This is a genomic window from Neisseria sp. P0022.S010 (assembly GCF_051956635.1).
Genome location: NZ_JBQCXF010000711.1, coordinates 1 through 1,234, shown reverse-complemented (window position 1 = coordinate 1,234; position 1,234 = coordinate 1). Strand labels below are relative to the sequence as shown.

General features: G+C 47.6%; 2 protein-coding genes. One reads left to right on the top strand and one right to left on the bottom strand.

Annotated features, from left to right (window positions below; translation table 11 throughout):
- Positions 1-74 precede the first annotated feature (74 nt).
- The gene (locus tag ACTHUT_RS20860; protein ID WP_070632727.1) at positions 75-608 is read left to right on the top strand and encodes an acyltransferase; all 534 of its coding nucleotides are present in this window, start codon (positions 75-77) and stop codon (positions 606-608) included.
- A 61-nt stretch (positions 609-669) separates the two neighbouring features.
- Here the strand turns inward: ACTHUT_RS20860 and ACTHUT_RS20855 are convergent, their stop codons facing one another.
- Positions 670-1,134, bottom strand: a complete 465-nt coding sequence (locus ACTHUT_RS20855) for a four-helix bundle copper-binding protein (protein WP_070632729.1) — start codon at positions 1,132-1,134, stop codon at positions 670-672.
- Between the last annotated feature and the right edge of the window lie 100 nt (positions 1,135-1,234).

Below are 1,234 nucleotides of genomic sequence, written 5' to 3'. Positions count from 1 at the left end.
CTCTAGATGTGAAACTTTAAGAAGAATAATAGTCTGAATAATATTTACGCTTGTACGAACAGGAGACGGAATTAATGTGGAAAAGGATATTGACGTGCATTTTGCGTGTTTGGGGAGGGATGTTGCCTCCGTCTTATTGCAAACCATTCGGCAGAATTGCGCAAAAATTCCGTGCTGCTTTGGCTGCGTGCATTTCTCCAAACATCGGTAAAAACGTCAATATTGAAAAAGGTGGATACGTTTTTCCGGATACAGTAGTCGGCGATAATTCGGGTATCGGCGTAAATTGCGAAATCTGCCACGGTTTGACCCTCGGCAAGAACGTGATGATGGGGCCGGAATGCCTGTTTTATTCGATCAACCACAAATTCAACCCTGAAACCCGCCGCTTTGAAGGTTATACAGATATCAGCCCGATTGTGATTGAAGATGATGTTTGGATTGGTCGGCGTGCGATTATCATGGGCGGTGTTACCATCGGCAAGGGCGCGGTAATCGGTGCAGGTTCGGTGGTTACCAAAGATGTGCCGCCTTATTGCGTGGCTGCGGGCAATCCTGCAATTGTTCGGAAAAAACTGCTGAATGAGCAAGAGCTTGCAGCCGAATAGCATGAACAAAATAGCAAAATAAAAGGCCGTCTGAAATTCAGACGGCCTTTTTTAATATTGATTAAGCGGCAATTTTTTCGCATTCTTTAATGCAAGCCAAGCAAGACTCGTAGCAGGCTTTGCATTCAGCGTGGTGGCCGGCGTGTTCTTTGCAGGCTGCAGCACATTGTTTGCAGGCTTCGATGCACACTTTTGCCAAAGATGGGGTCAGGCGTGAATTTTGGGCAGCGAGGTTTTGCAATGTGCCGCACAGTGCCAACATTTGGTTAGCGCCGGCTGCGCAGTCTTTCATGGAGGTATCGCCTTCGCTCAACAGGGCGATGCAGTGTGCCAGACAGATTTGGCCGGCTTCAACGCAATGTGCAGCCGCTTTGCGCGCAGCTTCATAGGCGCGCGGTGCAGAATGCGCGTGACCAGCATGACCGGCATGGTGTGCATGGCCTGCATGGTCGTGAGCGCGAGCGAAAGAAGCGGCGGCGGTGAGAGAAACAGCAGCAGCGCTGCCGATAAATTGACGACGGTTCATAAGATAGAATCCTTTTTGCTTTGTGAAATGATATTACGAATAATTAAATCTATTCGATAACAATAGGTTAACATATTATTTGTTTATAAACAATAAAGGC

Bases quoted from the DNA above. Each gene is read 5' to 3' on its own strand.
- ACTHUT_RS20860 (WP_070632727.1), top strand. From the start codon at position 75: ATGTGGAAAAGGATATTGACGTGCATTTTGCGTGTTTGGGGAGGGATG.
- ACTHUT_RS20855 (WP_070632729.1), bottom strand. From the start codon at position 1,134: ATGAACCGTCGTCAATTTATCGGCAGCGCTGCTGCTGTTTCTCTCACC.